This window comes from Aeromicrobium sp. Root236 (genome assembly GCF_001428805.1).
GTDB lineage: Bacteria > Actinomycetota > Actinomycetes > Propionibacteriales > Nocardioidaceae > Aeromicrobium.
Window position 1 is genome coordinate 829562 of the sequence record NZ_LMIS01000001.1, and the last position, 19800, is coordinate 849361.

At 64.1% G+C, this 19800-nt stretch carries 16 protein-coding genes; 2 read left to right on the top strand and 14 right to left on the bottom strand.

Annotated elements, in window-relative coordinates; translation table 11 throughout:
* Positions 1-15 precede the first annotated feature (15 nt).
* From ASE12_RS04270 to ASE12_RS04305, 8 genes are all read right to left on the bottom strand, one after another.
* Complete coding sequence (locus ASE12_RS04270; RefSeq protein ID WP_056397346.1) at positions 16-1329, bottom strand: HNH endonuclease signature motif containing protein; 1314 nt, start codon at positions 1327-1329, stop codon at positions 16-18.
* 181 nt (positions 1330-1510) lie between these two features.
* The gene (locus ASE12_RS04275; RefSeq protein ID WP_056397349.1) at positions 1511-3193 is read right to left on the bottom strand and encodes an AAA family ATPase; all 1683 of its coding nucleotides are present in this window, start codon (positions 3191-3193) and stop codon (positions 1511-1513) included.
* A 117-nt stretch (positions 3194-3310) separates the two neighbouring features.
* Positions 3311-4243 (bottom strand): NADP-dependent oxidoreductase, encoded by a 933-nt coding sequence (locus ASE12_RS04280; protein WP_056397352.1) that lies wholly within the window; start codon positions 4241-4243, stop codon positions 3311-3313.
* Positions 4244-4290: 47 nt separating this feature from the next.
* Entirely contained in the window at positions 4291-5769 is a 1479-nt protein-coding gene (locus ASE12_RS04285) for a hypothetical protein (protein ID WP_157412809.1), read from the bottom strand.
* Positions 5770-5939: 170 nt separating this feature from the next.
* Complete coding sequence (locus ASE12_RS04290; protein WP_056397357.1) at positions 5940-6725, bottom strand: ATP-binding cassette domain-containing protein; 786 nt, start codon at positions 6723-6725, stop codon at positions 5940-5942.
* Positions 6722-7837 carry an ABC transporter permease gene (locus ASE12_RS04295; protein WP_056397360.1) on the bottom strand — a complete coding sequence of 372 codons (1116 nt, stop codon included), beginning with the start codon at positions 7835-7837 and terminating at the stop codon, positions 6722-6724. Before ASE12_RS04295 ends, ASE12_RS04290 begins: the two co-directional genes overlap by 4 nt.
* Complete coding sequence (locus tag ASE12_RS04300) at positions 7837-8844, bottom strand: sugar ABC transporter substrate-binding protein (RefSeq protein ID WP_056397363.1); 1008 nt, start codon at positions 8842-8844, stop codon at positions 7837-7839. Before ASE12_RS04300 ends, ASE12_RS04295 begins: the two co-directional genes overlap by 1 nt.
* Before the next feature lie 44 nt (positions 8845-8888).
* The gene (locus ASE12_RS04305; protein WP_056397364.1) at positions 8889-10064 is read right to left on the bottom strand and encodes a serine hydrolase; all 1176 of its coding nucleotides are present in this window, start codon (positions 10062-10064) and stop codon (positions 8889-8891) included.
* An 81-nt stretch (positions 10065-10145) separates the two neighbouring features.
* Between ASE12_RS04305 and ASE12_RS04310 the strand changes: the two genes are divergently transcribed.
* Positions 10146-11324, top strand: a complete 1179-nt coding sequence (locus ASE12_RS04310) for an ROK family transcriptional regulator (RefSeq protein WP_056397365.1) — start codon at positions 10146-10148, stop codon at positions 11322-11324.
* 99 nt (positions 11325-11423) lie between these two features.
* On the top strand, positions 11424-11795 hold the full coding sequence (locus ASE12_RS04315) for a DUF898 family protein (RefSeq protein ID WP_056397368.1): 372 nt from the start codon (positions 11424-11426) through the stop codon (positions 11793-11795).
* A gap of 176 nt (positions 11796-11971) precedes the next feature.
* Here the strand turns inward: ASE12_RS04315 and ASE12_RS04320 are convergent, their stop codons facing one another.
* The 6 genes from ASE12_RS04320 to ASE12_RS04345 all read right to left on the bottom strand — a co-directional run bounded on the left by ASE12_RS04320 (position 11972) and on the right by ASE12_RS04345 (position 19687).
* Entirely contained in the window at positions 11972-13096 is a 1125-nt protein-coding gene (locus ASE12_RS04320) for a putative PEP-binding protein (RefSeq protein WP_082582076.1), read from the bottom strand.
* 96 nt (positions 13097-13192) lie between these two features.
* The gene (locus tag ASE12_RS19675; RefSeq protein WP_162255461.1) at positions 13193-14599 is read right to left on the bottom strand and encodes a response regulator; all 1407 of its coding nucleotides are present in this window, start codon (positions 14597-14599) and stop codon (positions 13193-13195) included.
* Positions 14574-15491, bottom strand: coding sequence for a HAMP domain-containing sensor histidine kinase (locus ASE12_RS19680; protein WP_082582078.1), 918 nt, complete (start codon positions 15489-15491; stop codon positions 14574-14576). The genes ASE12_RS19675 and ASE12_RS19680 overlap by 26 nt, the downstream gene beginning before the upstream one ends.
* Positions 15491-17338: an AAA family ATPase gene (locus ASE12_RS19685; protein WP_162255462.1), complete on the bottom strand. Its 1848-nt coding sequence runs from the start codon at positions 17336-17338 to the stop codon at positions 15491-15493. The genes ASE12_RS19680 and ASE12_RS19685 overlap by 1 nt, the downstream gene beginning before the upstream one ends.
* A 313-nt stretch (positions 17339-17651) precedes the next feature.
* Complete coding sequence (locus ASE12_RS19980; RefSeq protein ID WP_157412810.1) at positions 17652-18614, bottom strand: hypothetical protein; 963 nt, start codon at positions 18612-18614, stop codon at positions 17652-17654.
* Positions 18611-19687, bottom strand: a complete 1077-nt coding sequence (locus tag ASE12_RS04345) for a hypothetical protein (protein ID WP_157412811.1) — start codon at positions 19685-19687, stop codon at positions 18611-18613. Before ASE12_RS04345 ends, ASE12_RS19980 begins: the two co-directional genes overlap by 4 nt.
* Between the last annotated feature and the right edge of the window lie 113 nt (positions 19688-19800).

Below are 19800 nucleotides of genomic sequence, written 5' to 3' on the forward strand. Positions count from 1 at the left end.
CCCGGAGGGACGGGCTCAGGCGGCAGCGGGGGTGGAGACGTCGGCGCGGAATCGTGAGTTCCGCAATGGCCTTCGTCTCGGGTCGATCGATGGTGGTGGGCTGTATTCGGGATAGCCGTCGTCGGCGAACCGGATCTCCCATTCGTCAGCGTGAACCACCCGGTGATGGTGGGCGCAGATCAGGACGAGGTCGCCGAGATCGGTCGCGCCGCCCTTGGCCCAGTGCTTGCGGGCGTGATGCCCGACGCACCATGAAGGCGGCCGGTCGCAGCCGGGGAAGCTGCAGCCGCGGTCACGCTTCTCGGCTGCGCGACGCTGCGCACGGTTGAACAGGCGCTGCTCCCGACCGCAGTCGAGCGGGAGCGGCTTGCCGTTGAAGACCATCGGCAGCAGGCCGTGCTCGCACGCCATCCGTCGAGCCTCCAAGACCGAGATCCGGCAGCCCGTCGAGAGGGTGCCTGCCTTGAGACCGTCGATCAGGCTCTTGAGGTCGATGTTGACCGTCACCGTCACGCCGACACCGGCAGTGTCGGGAAGCTTGTCAGCCGGCAGGTGCTCGATCAATGTGCAGAACGCACTCGCCATCTGCTGGCCATAGGTCGGCTTGTCGTCAAGGACCGCGAGCGCCGGGTCGTCCTCGGCCGTCTTGATCTGCGGCGCGTTGAGTGCCTCGAGGGCGTTCTTGAGCATTTCGCCCTGCGCCTCGGGGATGACGAACTCTCCCTTGTAGGTGCCGTCCTTGCGGTCAGCCATCCAGAAATAGGAGTTCTTGCGAGCCCTGGCCTCGCGCTGCGCGAGCGTCTCGTTCTCATGTGCATCGACATCGTGGGGCGCGAAGGTCTCGGTGATGCGGTCGGCCCTGCGGCTGAGGTCCTTGAGGCTGAGCTTCTTGGCGTCGTCGAGCAGCTGGGTCTCGCACCCTTCGCGCTGCGCCTCGGTCGGATCGCCGGGCAGATCCTTGAGCTTGTCGGCGATCAGCTCAGCCTGCGCGAGGGACACCTCGCCGCGGGCCAGCGCCTCCTGCGTCGCGGACACGTCCTCGAGCTTCTTGGCCTGCTTGAGCAGCCTGGCCGCTGCCGCGGGATCGCCACCGAAGCCGTTGGCGATCATCGCGCCCGTCGACGCCGCGCCGATCGTCGACGCCGCCTCCGAGCGGTCGGCCGCCGCGGCCGCAGCCAGCTGGTGCGCCTTGACCCGCGACTCCAGCCGGCCGAGAGCCTCGCACGCAGCAATCTGCTCGCGCGGGCTCATGTGGTCGTAGGTGTCGAGACTGATCGCATCCAGCAGCCGCGCGACATCCGCGACGGTGGGAGACGACTTCTCGAACATGTGTTCTAGTCAACCAGAATCCGAACGGTCTGGCAAGACCTTCAGCCATACTTTTTCACTGCAATTGCAGTCCAGATCAGGCGTCAGACTCTGCCCAGTCCCAGCCTACAGAACGCCTGCGACACCCCGGCAAACCGCCCGTAGAGCCTGTGGACAGTGACTCCACACAGCCCAGAAACAGTCACTCCGGCAGCGCGTACGTCCGCCAGGCCGCATCGATGTCGTCACGGGTCAGCCGCGACAGCTCCTCCGCGCTCAGCTCCCCCGGGTCGCCGTTGCCGAACAGCCGCAGGTCGCGGTAGCGCGCCGCACGCTCGACCAGGTTGCGGGCCAGACGCCCGTTGCCGAGCGTGTCGGTGAGCTCGCGTCGCTCCACGTCGATGTAGATGTCGAGGAACGACAGCGCAGCGTCGCGATCGACGACATCGCCGTTGTCCGCGGCGATCATCCCCGAGATCGCCACGAGCTCGTCGGGCGTGTACGCCCTGAACGCGATCGTCGTGGTGAAGCGCGACCGCAACCCCGGGTTGGACGACAGCAGCTCCTGCATCTCGCGCGGATAGCCGGCGATGATCACCACCAGGTCACCGCGATGGTCCTCGATGAGCTTGATCAGCGTCTCGAGGGCCTCGCTGCCGAACGCATCGCCGCCCATCAGCCCGGACTGCTGCAGCGAGTACGCCTCGTCGATGAACAGCACCCCGCCCAGCGCCGACTCGACGACCGCGGCGGTCTTGAGCGCCGTGGCGCCGAGCACCTGACCGACGAGCTTGGAGCGGTCGACCTCGATGACGTCGTCCCGGCGCAGCACCCCGAGGGCGCGATAGAGCTGGGCGATGTCGCGCGCAACCGAGGTCTTGCCCGTGCCCGGCGGTCCGGTGAAGACGAGGTGCTCCGTCAGGCGCTGCGCCTGCAGCCCGGCACGCTCGCGGGCCTGCTTCGCGCGTACCTGGGCAGCCAGGCTCAGCACCTGGTGCTTGATGTCCTCGTGACCGATGCGGCGGTCGATGTTCGCCAGGATCGCATCAACGTCCAGGGGCTCGTTTTCAGACGGCGCCGCCGACGATGTCGGTACGGCTTCGGCGACGCCGGCCGTGGCGGTCTGGACGACCTCGATCCCGTACGTCGGGTCCGAGATGGCTCGCGAGATGCCGGAGAGCTTCGGCCGTTCGGCGTACGCCTCGCGGATCAGCTCCATGGCCCTCGCCTCCTCGCCCATCGCGCGGTGGATCAGGCCGCGCCAGTACTTCGCCTCGGCGTGCGCCGCCGGATTGGTCTGCTGCTCGATCGTCGTGTCGAGCTCGATCGCCGCGGGGTGCCACCTGCCGAGTCGTGCGAGCGACTGGCCGATGGTCAGGTGGGCCTCGACGTCGATGTAGACGTCGCCGCCGAGGCACTCAGTGAAGCGCTCGATCGCGAGCTCGAACTGGTGCTGGGTGTGCGCGACGCGGGCCCGCAGGAACGTCTGCACGCGTGGGAGGTCGCCGATCTGGTCGATCCGCATCTCGGCGCGGGCGTAATCGCCATCGGAGATGTCGTACGCCGCGTTGACCGCGCACAGCTCGTCGAGGGTCTCGAGGCTGTGGGTCACATAGCTGCCGATCGAGTCGCGCGACCGGAGCGTCAGGCCCGTCCGGGCACGCTCGCTCCCGAACGTACTGACGTTGATCAGCATCTGCCGCGCGCAGACCTTGGCGTCGCCGCCGCAGGCGTGTAGCCCCAGCCACGCGTCGGCCATCGTGGGGTCGATGCTCAACGCTCGTTCGAAGTGCGGCTTGGCGACGACGGGGCCGCTGCTGTAGTCGGCGGTCAGCAAGCGGATCCCGCGGTCGAACGCCTCACGCGCTCGCTTCTGCTCCCGCACCGCTCGACCCCCTCGAGTTGCTTCCTGCGAACAGCCTCTCGCATCTGCGCGCGGCGTTCCACAGCCGGGCACGTACGTGTTGCCGCCGGGACTGCGCTTTCGCGACTCCGCCGAGCCTCAGTCGACGGTGATCACGATCTTGCCGCGGGTGTGACCGTCCTGGCTCTGCTCCCACGCCTTGCGGGTGTCGGCCAGCGCGTACGTCGCGGCGATCTCGACCTTCAGCGACCCGTCGTCGAACATCGTCGCGAGCTCGCCGAGGTCATCGGCATCTGGCGTCACGAAGACGTACTGGCCGCCCATGTCGTTCACGACCGGGTCGATGATCGAGACGAGCCGGGCCTTGGACGAGTCGGCCAGCAGGTCGGGGCTGACCTCGAGGTCTCCCCCGTTGAGGTCCAGCACCGCGGTGACACCTTCGGGGATCGCCTCCCGCACCCGCTCGACAAGCCCTTCGCCGTACGTGAACGGCTCGGCGCCCAGCTCGCGGAGGTAGTCGTGGTTGGCTTCCGACGCCGTGCCCAGCACCCGGGCGCCCAACGAGCGGGCGATCTGCACCGCGAACGAGCCGACTCCCCCGGAGGCGCCGTGGATCAGCACGGTGTCGTCGGCGCTGACGTCGAGAGCGTGCACGAGGCACTGGAACGCGGTCAGCCCCGCGAGCGGGATGGCGGCCGCCTCAGCGAAGCTGGCGTCGGCCGGCTTCTTCGCGAGCGTACGAATGGGGGCGGAGACCTTCTCGGCGTACGTTCCACCGTGCACCGCGTCCTTGCGGACGTACCCGAAGACCTCGTCGCCCGGCGACAGTGTGGTGACCGCGGGGCCGACCGACTCGACGACGCCCGCCACGTCCCAGCCGGGCGTGACCGGGAAGAACGTGTCGAGCATGCCGTCCATCCCGCCCGTCGCCATCTTCCAGTCGACCGGGTTGACCAAGGTCGCCTTGACCTGGACCTTGACCCAGTCAGGTCCGATCTTGGGCTCGTCGACCTCCGTGAGCTCGAGGATCTGGGGGGCGTCGCCGTATGTCGTGTAGGTGATGGCCTTCATGTGTCATGCCTACCCGCCGACGGCAAGAAGAAGCGTCCGGCCGAGGGTCAGAGGGTGCCGTTGGTCACCGAGAATCTCCCGTTCGCCTTCAGCAGTCGTGAGAGATAGGCGTAGCCCGCATATTGCGCGACCATCTCCTCACGACCGTCATAGGTGTTCTCGCCGGGCGCGTACGTGTGACCGTCGGCGAAGCGGGCCTGCTGGTTGAGCACCTTCTCGGCGTGGATGGGTGCCCAGTAGCTGCCACCCTGGGTGAGGCCGGCATCCAGCGCTCCATACATGGACGGGATGGTGGTCGCCACCACGTCCATGAACATGAAGTTCGCCCGGTTGCCCGGACCCCAGTCGTTGCCCATCGGGTAGTAGATGTCGGCCGTGTCGGTCGCACCCGTGGCCGTGCCCGCGTACGTCGGACCGCCGGGCCCGTCGACCTTGTGCGTCACGCTCGAGTCGACGTTGTACTGGCTCGGCTTGGGACCCGGTGTCCAGATCTGCGTCACCAACGACTTGTAGAACGCGGGGAAGCCCCGCAGATCGGCGTACGGCGTCTGCTTGCCCGCCAGCGCCTGGTCGATCGCACCGAACGCGATGACGGCCGGGAACGTCTGATATTCCGGATGGACGATCCCGTGGTTGACCACCGTGCCGTCGTCGAACGCGTTGCTGCCGGTCACCCAGACATCGAGTCGCTTGCCGTTGATCACCTTCGCGCCGTTGGTCGCGCTGCGGTCATCCGGCCTGGCGACCGCGGCCAGCGACAGCTTCAGCCGTTCATCCATCCAGGCGGCGTAGTTGGCGTGGTTGGGCATCATCGCGGTCGCCAGCTGCAGGATGTTGGCGTCCCAGGCCAGCTCCTCGGCCTTGGTGTCGCCGGGGATGAGCACCGTGCCCGCGGCATTCCGGTAGTAGGGCGGAGTCCAGTTGATGAACCGGTTGGCCTCGGACTCGACCATGTGCTGGACATAGGCCCGGTCGGTCGCCGAGAGCGACCCCCACATCAGCCAACCTGCGGTTCCCGCCGCGCTCGCCCACAGCGCGGTCTGCCAGCCAGCAGAGCCGGGCGTGCCCGGCGCATAGCTGACGCCCCAGCCGCCGGTCGAGTTGGAGTGGTGCCGAAAGGCGAGTGAGCTCACGAGCCTGACGACCTGCGCCGTCGCGGTCGCGGTCGGGACGCCGGTCGCGACCGGGTCGTACGCGCCGAACCGGAGCGCGGTGGCCAGCCCGACGGCCTCGGCTGCCGATGGCCGGATGCTGGGTTCGTCGGTGCCGCCGAAGCTCAGGTAGGGGTCCCCCGACTGCGCGTCGAAGTTCTTGGTGGTGTTCCACCACGTCGTGACGCCGTACGTGTTGGTGTTGGTGAGGATGTGCTTGAGCTGCAAGGTCAGGTCATCGGTCGGAACCGTGGTCACGATCGTCGACCCGATCGGCACGACACTGTTGTCCGACGCCGCGGCCGGGGCCGCCTGGGCTCCGAGGAATGCCAGGGAGACGACGGCACCCACGGCGGCCGCTCGCCCGCGCCTCATAGGTGTTCTCGACATCGTCATGGTGGTCTACCTCTCGTCAGGGGTGCTGCTGTCAGGAAATGGTGGGGCGCCGCGACTACCGCGGCCCAGGGTTCGCCGGCGTACGCCCGCCGACCTGGAGGAATCGGCGGACGTACGCACTCGTGGCCCGCGTGCCGGAAGACCCGGCGTCAGCCGAGCTTTTCGAAGAGATCCTCCACGGACTCTCCTCCGGCCATGAGGTCGAGAACCTCGTCCCTGGTTCTCTCCCCGCGGGCCCATTGATCGGCAACCTGTCCCTGGATCAGGACAGTGAAGCGGTCGCCGATGGACAGGGCGTGACTGGCGTTGTGGGTGATCAGCACGACCGCAAGTCCGCGTCGGCGAGCGGAGTCGATCTGCTTGAGCACGACGCTGGCCTCCTTCACGCCGAGCGCTGACGTCGGCTCGTCGAGGATCAGCACCTTCGCCCCGAAGTGGATCGCGCGCGCGATTCCCAAGGCCTGTCGCTCCCCTCCGGACAGCGTGCCGACGAGCTGGTTGGCGTTGGTCACCCGCGTGATTCCCATCGCGTGCACTTCGGCCAGCGCTGTCGCCCTCGCGCGCGACGCGTCGAACCGGCGCAGGGGACCCCAACCCTTGTTGGGCTCGCGCCCCAGGTAGAAGTTCCGCGCGACGCTCATCAGCGGGATCATCCCGACGTCCTGGTGGACGGTGGCGATCCCCAGGTCCTGCGCCTGGCGCGGGCTGCTCAGTGTCACCGGAGCGCCGTCGACCAGGATGCGGCCGCTGCTGGGCACGTACACACCCGACATGACCTTGATCAGGGTCGACTTGCCCGCACCGTTGTCGCCGAGCAGGCAGTGGACCTCGCCGGCGTACAGCTCCATCGACGCATGCTGGAGGGCGTGGGTGCTCCCGAACGCCTTGCTGACGTCCTCCAGCTCCATGGTCGGCTGACGATCTGGCGTGCTCATGCGTTCACCTTCCCGATGCTGCGCGTCGTCCGGCCCTTTGCGGGGATCGAGGACGCTTGCCGCAGCGCGGCCTTCCGTACGAAGTCGTTGGCGAGGACGGCGACGATCAGCAGACCGCCGATGAAGGTGGAGAGCCAGTCGGTCGTCCACCCCGTGTAGAACAGCCCGATGTTGACCATCCCGTACGTGATGGTGCCCAGGGCGACGCCTTGCACCGTGCCGTAGCCGCCGACCAGCAACACGCCGCCGATGACCGCGACGATCGGTGCCTGGAACACGAATCCCTGGCCCTGGACGGCGTTGCCGGAGTTGAACAGCGCAGCCTGCAGGACTCCGACGATCGATGCCGCCACACCGGTCGTGATGAAGAGCGCGAGCCGGACCTTCTGGGTCGGGACTCCCGCCTTGATCGCGCCGTCGAGGTTGCCGCCGGTCGCATAGATCCAGCTGCCAACACTCATCCGGCTCAGCACCCAGTAGGCGATGAGGCCGAGGACGGCACACCAGATCACGGTGACGTTGAGGTCGCCGAAGGTCGCGCCGAAGACGTTGCCCCAAAACCCCGTGATGTCGACTGACACCGTGCTGGTGCCGGCCAGGCTGCGGGACAGACCGAGGGCGAGTCCGAGCAGGACGTAGTTGGCGGCAAGCGTGACGATGAACGACGGCAGCCCGGTGTGGTTGACGATCATGCCGTTGAACAACCCGACCAGCACACCGATCGCGAGGCACATGAGGAACACGAGCGGGACGGGAAGCTCATAGACATTGACGCCCAGCGCCATCGTGATGCTCGACGCGCCCACGACGGAGCCGACCGACAGATCGAACTCCCCCGCGATCATCAGCAGCCCGATCGGGATGGCGATGAGCGCGAGCTCTGCCGAGGCATTCAGCCAGCCGCTTGTCGCGGCCAGCGAGAGGAAACCCTTGTCACCGGCCGTGATGGAGAAGAACGCGAAGACCGCGAGGGCCGACAGCATCGCGCCGAGCTGGGTGGCTTGATAGAGGCGGGCGATGTGCCGCTGCTTGCGCGCGACCGCGGGCGGGGCGTCACCAGGTGCTTCACCCCCGGCCGCGCGCGGTGCCCGGATCGTCTCGGTGTTCGACATCAGGAGGCCCCTCGCACGCCGCGATGCTTCTTCTGCACCTCGAGCACGCGATCCACGTTGTCCTTGGTGATGACCTGCGGGCCGGAGTCGATGGCGTTGGTGGGACGCAGGCCGTACTCCAGCCACTGGTATGCCTGAAGGACTCCGTAGTAGCCCTGGAGGTAGGGCTGCTGGTCGAGAGCGAACAGGAGCTTGCCGGACTTCACCGACTCCAGCACGTTGGTCGAGATGTCGACGGTGCCGACCTTGACCGTGTCATCCATGCCGGCCTGCTTGGCAGCAGCCAGCGCTGCCGTGGCGATCGACGAGCCGAGCGTGAGGACGCTGTCGACGTCCTTGTCGGCGTTCAGCGCACCGGCGATGCTCTGCCGGACCTTCTCCTCGTTGCTGGCGTCCTCAGTCGGGATGGTCAGGATCTTGCCCTTGCCGCCGGCGTCGGTCACCTGCTTGAGGAATCCGTTGCAGCGCTGCTCCAGCACCGGGTTGCCGGCGATCTGGTTGACGCAGATCGCATTCTTGGCGCCGGCCTTGACCGCGACCTTGCCGGCTTCCTCGCCCATCGCGGTGGGGTTCTCGCCGATGAAGCCGAGCGCTCCGAGCTTCTGCCAGGAGTCGCGACCGGAGTTGGTCACGAAGACCGGGATGCCCTTGCCCACAGCCTGCTTGATCAATGGTTCGAGTGCCTCAGGGAAGTAGTCGCCGATGATCAGGGCGTCGGGCTTCTTGCCGATCGCGGCCCTAGTGATGCGCTCGTAGGTGGGGACGAGGTCGGTGTAGTCCTTCGACGCGCTGTACTCGTAGTCGATGCCGAGGTCTTTCGCCGCCGCATCGCTGCCCTGCTTGAACGACCCGAAGAAGGGGTCTGACACGGGGCCGGAGATGTCGATGATCGTGTAGTTCGACGAGGACTTCTTGCTGCCGTCCGACGATCCCCCACATCCTGCTGTGAGTCCGCCAAGGAGCAGCAGACCTGCGATCGGCGGGACGAGTGTCTTCTTGATGTTCATCGTTCTCCTTCTTCGGGTGGGTAAGGGGGCGTGTCGGTGGGTGGTCACAGCGCTTCGCGGAGAGCGGCCAGTACGCGTGTCACGCGGCTGTGAGGTGTGGGGCGTAGATCAGGTCGGCTGGCGAGATAGGCGACGGCCGTACGGCTCTCCGGGTCGGCGAACGCGATGCTGCCGGTGTAGCCGTCGTGACCGAAGCTCGTCGGGCCGAGCATCGGCTGGCGTGGAGAGGACATCTGGAAGATCCCGCCGAATCGCGAAGCCTGGTCCAGCAGGACGTGGTCGTGACCATCGTGCACCGGTGAGGTCACCGCACGGAGCGTTTCCGCGGAGATCAGCTGCTGCGGCCCAGCCAGGGCGATCGAGTAGCACCGAGCAAGTGCTGCGGCGTTGCTGACGAACGAGATGGCCGGAATGTCCGCCTGCCAGATCTCCGGCACGTCGAGGTCACTGAGGACGGGGTTGGTCGAGGCCCGGGCAACGTAGCTGGGCGCTGCCTGCACCACCTGAGCGCGCCATCCGTCGTCGTCGAAAGCCGGAGCCAGGCCGAGCTGAGGGACCATACGACCGAGCTCGGCCGCCGGAACGCCGAACCATGCGTCGATGCTCATGGGATCCCCGATCTGCTGCCGGAAGAACTCTGCCGGCCGGAGACCGGAGACCCGGTGGATGACCTCCCCGACGAGGTAGCCGATGGTGAGCGGGTGGTAGCCGTGCCGCGTGCCGGGATCCCACACTGGCGCCTGCTGGGCGAGCCGTGCGATGCAGAGGTCCCAGTCGATGAGGTCGGTGACCGAGATGGTGCGGTCGAACGCGGGCAGCCCGGCACGGTGGCTGAGCAGGCAGCCGAAGGTGATGGACTGCTTGCCTGCAGCCCCGAACTCCGGCCAGTAGTCGACGACCGGACGGTCGAGGTCCAACGCTCCCTCCTCGACGAGCAGTGCCACGCAGAGCCCCAGCACGCCCTTGGACACCGAGAAGGTCATGGCCAGGTCGTTGGTCGTCTGTCGGCGGGTCCGGCCGCGGTCGACATGACCGGCTGCGACGTCGATGACGAGGTCGCCGTCATGCCAGACAGCGAGCTGGAACCCGAGGTCGTCGCCCGTGGTGATGTTGCTCGCCGCCGCGTCGACGACACGCCGGAAACGGGGTGTCACCTCGCCGGTGAAGTCGACGCCGATGCCGGGGCTGGCTGGGGAAGGAGGTTGCGTGATTGCGGTCACAGTGAGAACCTTGCAGGACCTAATTATGTTCAGCAAGCGTCAAAAATAATTCGTTCTGACCTTCACTTCAGGAGAGCTCCGATGTCGCAGAATCGACAGATCGGCGTGGAGTTCATCGCTCAGCAGCCGCTCGGTCTGCGTACACCCGCGACCGCCCTGATGAACCACCTGGCCGCCCGTCCGCCCCAGACGCGAGCCGAGCTCATGGACTCGTTGGGCTGGTCTCGGACGACACTGTCCCGGATCGTGTCGCTCCTCATGGACGGCGGCCTGCTCACCGAGGAGCCAGGGGAAGCGCACGGCCGAGGACGGCCGGTCTCCCGGCTCAGCCTCAATCCGGCCGCGGGCCGCGTCGTGGGCATCGACATCGGATTCCGTTCGATTCGGACCATAATTGCCGCGGTCGACCACAGCGTCCTGGCCATCGACGAGCGGCCGTTCGCCGACGAGATCGGGCAGGACGAGGCGTTGGAGGCGGCCCGCGAGATGGTCGACGCCCTCCTGGCTGAGCAGGGCACCGACTGGGCCGAGATCGTCGGAGCCGGCATCGCCGTCGGCGCCCCCATCGAACGCGGCAGCAACGCCGTGGCGCTCGGCGGAAGCCTGCAGCTGCGATGGCGCGGCGACCTGCTCAAGGCCGCGGCCGAGCACCTGCCCTGCCCCAGCTACATCGGCAACGACTCGCGGCTGTCGGCCCACGCGGAGATGCTGTGGGGAGCCGGGCGCGACTTCGACTCGTTCCTCTATCTCAAGCTCCACTCCGGCACCGGCGGATCCGTGGTGCTCGACCGGCGCATCGTGACCGGGTCGACCGGCGCCGCCGGCGAGATCGGCCACGTCAACGTCGACCCGCACGGCCTGATGTGCCGATGCGGCAACCGTGGATGCCTGGAGACGGTCGCCGGAGTGCCGGCCCTGCTGCACTCGGTGAGCCTCATCTATCCGCACGCGCCGAGCTGGACAGAGTTCCGAGAGCTGTTGACGGCCGGCGACGCCGCTGCGGTCGGCGTGGTCGAGGACGCGTTCGAGACGGTGGGGCGGGCGACCGCGTCGCTCGTCAACGTGTTCAACCCCGACGCCGTGATCCTCGGTGGAGCGCTCAGTCGCGCCTACCCACAAGGAGCTCAGCTCATCAAGAACAACTTGCGACGGCACTGCCTGCCGGTCAACAACCACGTCGAGGTGCGCATGGGCGACATCGACCGTCGCGCCGGAGCACTCGGCGCCGTCGGCCTGGTCCTGACCCACGGCGTCGTCTGAGCCGGCACACTCGGGACCTTTGCCCCGGTTCATTCGGCTGGATCCGGCCTACGGTCAGGTGCCGCGGCTCACCTGAGCTGCCACGTTCACAGGGGAGACATGGCTCACAACTCTGGCCGATTCCGTTTCGACGGCGGAGCCGCAACATACTTCGGCACGGGGCTCTTGGCCGCGCTGATCACGATCTGCACGCTCGGGATCTGTTATCCATTCGCCCTCGTGTTGAGGGAGCGCTGGCGCGCCAAGCACACGTACATCGATGGTCACCGGTTGGTGTTCACCGGCACCGGGCTGGGTCTGTTCGGCCTGTGGATCAAGTGGCTCCTTCTCATGGTGATCACACTGGGCATCTACAGCTTCTGGGTAGCACCTCGAATTCAGAAGTGGAAGGTCGAGCACACGGACTTCGATCCGACCTGGCGCCCCACTGTCGACGCCACATCCGCCAATATCGTGCCGGCCATGCCGTAACGGCGGTCCGCAGCAAGATCCGCCGGAGCCGAACTGGTACACGCTGGGCGAGGGACCTTGTACCCGTGTGGTTGCACGGTTTCCGCCCTAGTCTCAAGGCGTTGCAGCCCAGGGGTAATGCAGCAGACCAACAACGGGATCAGCTGTCACGCATGGCTGGTCCCGTTGCTGCGCCGTCAGGCTGACGCCGAGCCAGCGGTCGCCGAGCGGCCGGCTTCGAGTCGGGCGACCGGCACGCGATAGGGCGAGCACGACACGTAGTCGAGCCCGATCTCGTCGAAGAAGTGGATCGAGTCCGGGTCTCCCCCGTGCTCGCCGCAGACGCCGAGGTGCAGATCGGGCCGCGCCTTGCGCCCTGCCTTCACCGCGTGCTCGACGAGCAGGCCGACGCCCTCGACGTCGAGCGACTCGAACGGTGAGACCGGGAAGATGCCCTTCTCCAGGTAGGTCGAGAAGAACGACGCCTCGACGTCGTCCCGCGAGAATCCCCACGTCATCTGCGTCAGGTCATTGGTGCCGAACGAGAAGAACTCCGCGACCTTAGCGATCTGGTCGGCCAAGGTCACGGCGCGTGGCAGCTCGATCATCGTGCCGACCTTGAACGTCAGCTTGGTGCCGGTCTCCTTCTCCACCTCGGCGGCGACGCCGATGATCTCTGCCTTCATCAGCTCGAGCTCCTGCGGCGAGCCGACCAAAGGGATCATGATCTCCGGCTGTGGGTCTCCACCGGCAGCCGTGCGCGCAGCGGTGGCCTCGAGGATTGCCCGCGCCTGCATCGTGTAGAGGCCGGGGATGACGATCCCGAGGCGTACGCCGCGCAGCCCCAGCATCGGGTTCTCCTCGTGCAGCCGCTTCACAGCGAGCAGCTTGTGCGTCCGGGGCTTGTCCTCGTGGTTCTCCTCCTCGTGCGCGAGCCGCACCGCCAGCTGCGTGTAGTCGGGCAGGAACTCGTGCAGCGGCGGGTCAAGCAGCCGGATCGTGACCGGCAACCCGTCCATCGCCTCGAGGATGCCGGTGAAATCATCGCGCTGCATGGGCAGCAAGGCGTCGAGGGCTTCGCGCTGCTCGTCGGGGTTCTCGGCGAGGATCAGGTGCTCGACGAGCTCACGGCGATCGCCGAGGAACATGTGCTCGGTGCGGCACAGTCCGATGCCCTGCGCGCCGAACCTGCGCGCCCGCGCAGCGTCCTCAGGCGTGTCGGCGTTGGCGCGCACACCCAGCCGGCGCACGTCATCGGCGTGGTCCATCAGCGCGATCACCGCGCGTACGAGCTCATCGTCCTCGGCAGTCTCGTCGCCCATGCCCTCGACCCACTCCGGCTTGTCTACCTTTCAAATCGTAAGCTTCTTGGGGTCGACCTTTCGACGAGCGAACCTTTGTGGGGGGTCGAATTGAACCTATGAAGATGTCATCGCCTGCTTTGCGGACGCCGCGACTGACAGCGCGATCTCCTTGCTTACGTCTGCGTACTTCAATTGCCTCGTTGCGTGCGCATATGCAGTGCCATAGACCGCGCGTGGCTCATCGCGGTCATGCGCCCAGGCACGACACGCCTGAATGAAAGGCTCAAACGGCGACCCGGCAGCAAACTTGTCAACTTCGGCCCAAGAACCCCAATCGACTGTCGCGGCCCATTCTGTGTCTCGCGCTGGACCATTCGTATGGAAAATAAGACTCAGTTCCAAAGTGATAGGGTCCAAAGGCGCTGCCCGAGTCCCAACATCGCCGAAATCGATCAGGATCGGCCGGTTCGAGCCATCGACGAGAACGTTCTCACCGTGCAGGTCTCCGTGGGCGAGATACCGTCGAATGTCCAACTCGATTTGATCATCCTCAGCGTAGGCAGCAAAGTCGGGAACCGACTGAGCGAGTTTTTCGTCCGAGATGGACTCTCGTCGCAAATCTCCCAGCGAGGTACCCAGAGCTTCATGATCGGACTCGAAGGGCAACAAGCTCGCTCGGAGTCGGCTGACGACTTGCGACGCGTCGGCCGGACTGCGGGTTAGCAAACTAAATAGGGACACGTGTTCAGAGTTGGCAAGCGTAGAGAAGAGCGCCGTCTGGTCACGTAGACCGGCCGTCATGGGCGGCAAAGCACCAGCAAATGTTCCTGGCTGCAGACGTGTCGCGACAAGCGTCACGAAACGCTCATGCTCATCTCGGGCTACCTCGAAATGGGCAACCTTCATGAAAACAGCTGCCTCTGATTGCGTTTCAGAACGAAATGAAAGTCGACCAACTCGAGCGGCCGAAAGCCCACTGAGCCCCTTTACGGCCACAGAGGAGTGACCCAGTTCGCGCGCGTAAGCCCGCGCGCCGCGATCGAACATTTCATCTAGCGGGTCCGAGCACTCAAGGGCGACCTCTGAGTGCAAAGCACTCAAGCCATCGGCCAGAGCGGATACGAGCTCGACAAACGAATCGCTCTCTGTTTTCGTTCGCAGTTGAACCAGAGGCGCCGGCGGCAAACCGAAGACTCTCCCCAGTCCTCCGGACGAAAGCTGATCACGCAAGTTCGTGTCGGTGGCGAACGCAGTCAGGAAAATTATCGGTGTGCCAGGACATACCTGCCGCGCAGCAGCGTGCACAGCCAGACCGTATTCTTCACGCACATCAGCGCTGTCGCGAAATGGCGGCAGCCGCAGGTCGCACACTAATAAATCAAATTGGTCAGCACGCAGTGCGTCGAGCGCCTCATCCCGACTAACCACTGCGGTAATTGATCCTGTTGAATCCGCCAACGCGATTAGTTCGCTGGTTTGCCGCAGACTCCGATCTTCATCCTCGACTAGAAGAATCTTCACCCGTAACCACCTTCGGTAGTGCCCAGCGGATCTCGCACGCGGTGCCTCGATCCTCTCGCGGACGTAACTCGATCGTGCCACCGAGGGAGTGCACGGCCAGTTCCGCGATCGGGAGCCCAAAGCCGAAGTGTTTGTCTTTGGACTTCCCTGCCGATATGCCCGGCTCCCAAATTCGATTGGCACCGTCCGGCAGACCCTTGCCCTCGTCGAGAACCGTCACCCAAGCCTGATCATTGTCAGCACCGAATGCGACGACCACCGGAGGGCCAACTACTGGCAGCGTGGCTTCAACTGCATTGCGTATTGCATTTTGAAGGGCAAGGCTCAACAATCCCTGGTCGCACTGAACAACTACCGGTTCAGAGCGGGCGGCGCGCACTACGCCATCCGCGTAACCCATCTGACTTATCTCCTCCACGACCAAATCGGCTAGGTCGGTCTCCCGAAATTGGGGCGGTGCAGCGGCGTCATGCAACCTCGTGAGCGTGTCTAGAAATTCGCTAAGACGTTCCAGGCGCTGTCGGGTATCGGACGATTCGTACGACTCACCAATGTCCCTGGCAGCCGCCAGATGAACGTCAAGCACGATCGGTCGAGCCTCATGAATGATGGTCCGGGTCACGGCTTGAATCGCCTCGGCCCGAACATCGTTACGGTCGATTTCATCTGGCAACGAAATCCAGGCCTCGCCGATCTGCACGTCACCATCCGGCCTCCGAGCGCTGATCGCTCTGCCAAGGGCGATGCGAACCCACGAATTGGATTCCTGGTCGCGAAATGCCCGGAGCTTCGCAAGAGTGAGCGACGTGTCTCCCAAGGCCAAACGCGCACCCTGCAAGCGAGCGCTTGCCGCGGACGAGTTTAAGAGCTTGGATGCCTCGGACTCGCTCACTATTGCGACTCTTGACCGTAGAAGGCCGCTCGCAGCGCGAACGCTCGCGCGCCACCTTCCATGATTCCAGTAACAGCGGAAACCGCTTCAGGTTCGTCGAGAGCTCCCGCGCTAGCAACATACCCATGCTTACCGTCTGAACCCATGTGGATGATCCGATCGGCGTTGCCAAGTACCGGGATGTTGGCATTGTGCGACGTAAAGATGTACTGATCATCGGCGTGTCGCCGTTGCAGAGCTTCAACCAAAGTCGAAGCAACGAATGCATTGTCGAGGTGATCTTCCGGTTGGTCGAGGATCAGAGGATCGCCGTGCTGCCCCAACAGGACCGGCAAGACTGCGGTGCATCGTTGGCCGATTGAAAGTTGGTCACTGGGCTTGTATTCGCCTCCGTCAAGGAGTTCGAGTGTTGCCCCGTCCTCGATATTCGCCGCGAATAGGCCAGCGAGATTCGGATTCCGGAGTGCGGTAAGCACTGCTAGGGCGCGGTCTCTGCTTACGCCTGTCGCGCCACTCAGAGAGTCCGCGTCCAGCGTCTCCGTCCAGGTCACCAACTCGTGAGGGGCGACCTCCCGAGCGAGTTGCGGTGCGAGGGAGTTGTAGTGAATTCCCGTTCCTCGAAATGCCGCAACGAGAGCGTCCCGATATTCCTCAACGTTCGATGATCGCTGCACGCGAATTCGGATAGTAGGCGAGAGTTCCGCGTTAAGCTCGTTGACGATCTGCTGCCGTTCATCGAACACAGCATCCACAGTCTTTTCAACCTCCTCACGGAGGAGGTCCCGTTCCTGGACTAGTTGTCGAAAGCGCCGTCGACGATCTTCCAAGCGGCTGTGCAAGGAATTCAGCTGGCCCTGCTTCTCCTCAAGTTCTGCAACCTGACGCGAGGCCTGACCCACCCCTTCGCGCACTTGATCCAACGTTTGTCTTACGTCCCTACTCTGCTCGTCTATCGACGCGCGGAGCTTCTCTGCCTCGGCTTTGGCACTATCGACGCCAGCCGCTGCCTGCTCCAACTGCGCCGCGGCAAGGTCTATCATCACTACTGCTTGCGCAACCAGATCGCGCTCGTTGGTCAAGGGATCGTCGCCGACCGAGTCGGGCCACGGTTGCAGGGCGTGCGGCAAGTTCATCTCCAGGCGCCGGATCTCCGACCTCACTTGTTCGAGTTGAGCAGCATCCTGACCAAGTAAGGAACTCTTGGCCGACACCCTTTGAGCAGCAGACTGCAGTCTTTTCAAACGATCCTGCTGCTCTTGTGTGGCAGTAGAACCCTTCAACAGTTCCGACTGCCTCTCGAGCGCTCCTGAGAGTAGTTGGGTCACGGGAGACAGTTGATCGATTTCAGCGTTGAGAGCCACGCCCTCCTGGACCAAGGTCATCAACTCACTGGTCAAGCTGCGAAGTTGCGTTCGCTGAGACTGCACCCTTTCTGCCGCTATCGATCGATTCGGTCGGAATCGGTCGATTAGCCGTAGTCGGCCCGACGATTGAGCTCCCACCGCTTCCATTTCGTTCTGCGCAAGAACAGTGCAGATCAGCGATCGAGTCGGATCTGAACTAGTGGTATGCCCCGACGCCGACCTTGTGATTGTGAATCGCTCTAAACCATCAGCCATAGTGAGCGTCACCGCGCCCCCCGAGAGAATTGCCACTGCTTGCTGCTCACCTCGAAGACGCGCATCCTCGGTGAACGATCCAGCGTCGAGACAAAATCTGATCAATTCGACGATCGAGGTCTTTCCCGTGCCTCTTGCGCCAATGATGACGTTCAAACCTTGCGCGAACTCGATATCGAGACCTGAAAGGAAGCCCTCTGCCTCCACTTGAAGCCGCTCAATGTGCACGTTGCCTCCTGCGTCGAACTCATGCTCCCACGATTGCCGCCGTGTCGAGTCCGACACCCGAGACCAGATGCATGCGAGTGTGTTCGAAGGGCAACGCAGCCTCCCGCCCGAAAATTGCCGTGGTCCTACGAGCTGGCTGTTTGCCGCCAGAGCGATCGCGGATCGTTCGAACTACTTTCATCCTCTCCATTGTCGTCAGCGATCTGCTGCCCGGACGTGCGGCAGCAGTGCGAGTCCGCTCCTATCTGGGTGGCACTCCGTTGAGGCATTCCCTCGAGTACGTGGTGGCTTTCCTCGTTGCTACTTCACGCATTCAGCGCGAGCGCCGGTCCCTGACATCCTCATAGGCCTTCTTCGGCTTTCGCGGACGGGCAACCGAAAGTTGTGACGTCGCCGGATCGTCTGACCGAATTCGGCGCAACTCTATTGTGTTGAATGACTCAATCGCGGCATATTCTGCCCACGCCGTCGGGTCAGACCCGGCGAGCGCCATCAACAGTCTGACCCGATCGAACGGCAGATCCGCGACAGTGGTGATTTCGGGCCAGCGATCGTCGCCGACTGGGATCGCAAACGGTACTGCGAAGCCCGTATGAGGTTCCTTCGGCAACCGCAACCATTGCACCCATCTAGCCGGAACGATGTCCTTTGGCTTTTTCGCGTAGTCCATTCGCACCGTGTTTTGAATCAGGTACACAGGGAATCCGACTCTTCCGTCACCGACGGGATCCCAGGCAATGACGTCAACGCCGTCGTCGTTCGAATCACCCGGTCGATCCAAATCTCGATCTCCCACCCCGATTAGATCCCCGACCCAACTGACGGCTTTCGAAAAGTCAGTGGGTCGGCCATTTCGGGGCGGGTACCCGAAATCGATAGCAACAGCCGTCTTCCCGAGACGCGCACGCGCCGCTTCGCGGACCACTGCGTCAAAGATCGCGTCAGACCGATGGAACGATTTCTCAATCCGAACTGGAGTGTCCTTCAACGACATCAGGAGAAGGAAGTCGTAGACGGCTGTCAAGTTGCTGGTGCGTCTCTCGACCCCTCGACTGCTCACGGCGTATGGATACCCGCTGCCCATCAAATCTGAACGACGCTCGATCTCCCCTCGACCGTCGGAGAACTCGATATCTGAGGGTTCTTGCCCAGCGGGAAAGAGCCCTCGTAGTTCTGGGTTACTCAATTTCGGTTCAGCGCTGATGAGCATCCACGACTCGATGAACTCAGCCAGGCTGTAAGGATCCGCATCGCTTGGAGTCCGAAGCCCGCTCATTCTTCTGCGCCTTCATCGGATAGTCCGAGCAAGGCGTTGGCGCGAGCAATAAGAGTCTGCAACTCGCGCCTAGTCGATGCGTCGATTGAGGTCGGCCCGAGCGCATTCGCCTTTGCTAGATTGCGACCAGCAGCAGCCACGGCAGCAATCAATTGCGACCTGGCGTCAACGGTCGCGGCATGAGCATCCTCAAGGCTTCGAGTTTGATCCAGGACGACGGTCGCAGTTGCATCGCTCAGCACGTCAGCCAACTGCTTCAGTTGGCGCGAGTCACGCACGACTCGGTTCTCGCCCTTTGCGTCACCAAAGATGTAGCCCAATAACCGCGACATTTGAGGCTTATGATCACTCGGTAGTGGCCAATACTCAGGGTCGACCTCGCGAGGGGCTGGCGCGGCGATGAATGCACGAATCGGGACGCGACCCATTGCCGCGTTAAACACGCCAAAGTTGTCACGCGCCCGGGCTATATTCAGCCCGAACTCCTCATGCGCCTGCCTCAGGATCTCGAAGTCACGATACATCGCTCGAACCTCTGTAAGTTCGCGTCCAACCAATTCTGCAACTTCAACCAGAGGGCGTCCCTCATCGACGAGTCTCGCGATGTAGCCCGCCTGCTGGTACGGGTCCCAAGGCGTAATCCCCGAGATGTGCCGAAAACCCAACAGGGGGACCACGGAGGCTGGGTCGTCGACGACTATCACTGGAAACTCCGCGGGCAACCTCACTCCGCCGAGTGACTTCCACCCCGAGTTTTGCCTCACGAACTGCGCCCGCAATGAATCGTCGCTAAGACCCAGCAGTGCGGTGAGGCGCCGATTGCCCTCCAAGACTACGTACTCGTCGTCCGACGCCTTCGTCGCGATGAGCGGTTCTGACTCGAAATAGCCGTGCCTAGCTATCGAGCTCGCGATCCGCAAAGGGTCATACTCGTCGTCGATGAACAACGCAAGTTCCTCTTGAGAAACTCCTTCGTTGCGCTTCTCTTCAGGGAGTCGAGGATTTTGCCAATCCAAGCGCAGTTTTGAGAGCGGAATTCGCTGGAGGTTCCAACCGCTGTTCGCTTCGGGCATCTGAGCACCCTAGCGCCACCGTGTTCGAAAAGGCCGAAACTCAATCACAACCGTCCGAAACTGCGGGCCCTTCCATGGCGAGCCGAAATCCAAGCCAACCGCGCACCATTGCA